This window comes from Mesorhizobium sp. M7A.F.Ca.MR.362.00.0.0 (assembly GCF_004023175.1).
In the GTDB taxonomy this organism is placed as follows: Bacteria; Pseudomonadota; Alphaproteobacteria; order Rhizobiales; family Rhizobiaceae; genus Mesorhizobium.
In genome coordinates this window covers 25,594-25,940 of record NZ_RZTF01000031.1, presented here as the reverse complement: position 1 = coordinate 25,940, position 347 = coordinate 25,594, and the positions used below count along the sequence as shown (strand labels likewise).

Here is a 347-nt window from a genome sequence, read left to right as displayed (position 1 = left end):
GGCGGCGGTGTGAAACGCCAGCCCGCGGCAACGCCGAAAATAGCCAACACGATCAACGTCTCGACGCCGATCGAGCGGGCCAGCCTGCGTTGAACTTCCGTCGATCCCGCCTCGGCCGATGCGGTGAGTTTCCAGCGATTGACGGCAGCAAGCGTGAACAGAAAGACCAGCAGCCCCAGCTTGATAAGCAGCAGCCTTCCATAGGCGGTCTCGACCAAAGCTGCGGGTGTCTGCACCTGGATGACGGCAAGCACGATGCCGGCAGCGGCAAGCACGGCCACCACGGGCAGGATCGCCCAAGAAAACCGCCGCAGGAAGGGCGTGGCCCCCGCCGATTGCCCCTTCAG

1 pseudogene (running past one end of the window) is annotated in these 347 nt (G+C 64.6%); it reads right to left on the bottom strand.

Annotation, left to right across the window (positions count from 1 at the left end):
* Positions 1 to 347 (bottom strand): annotated as a pseudogene (locus EOC06_RS41895) (copper resistance D family protein) (its annotated part extends 357 nt beyond the left edge of the window); the annotation flags it as partial.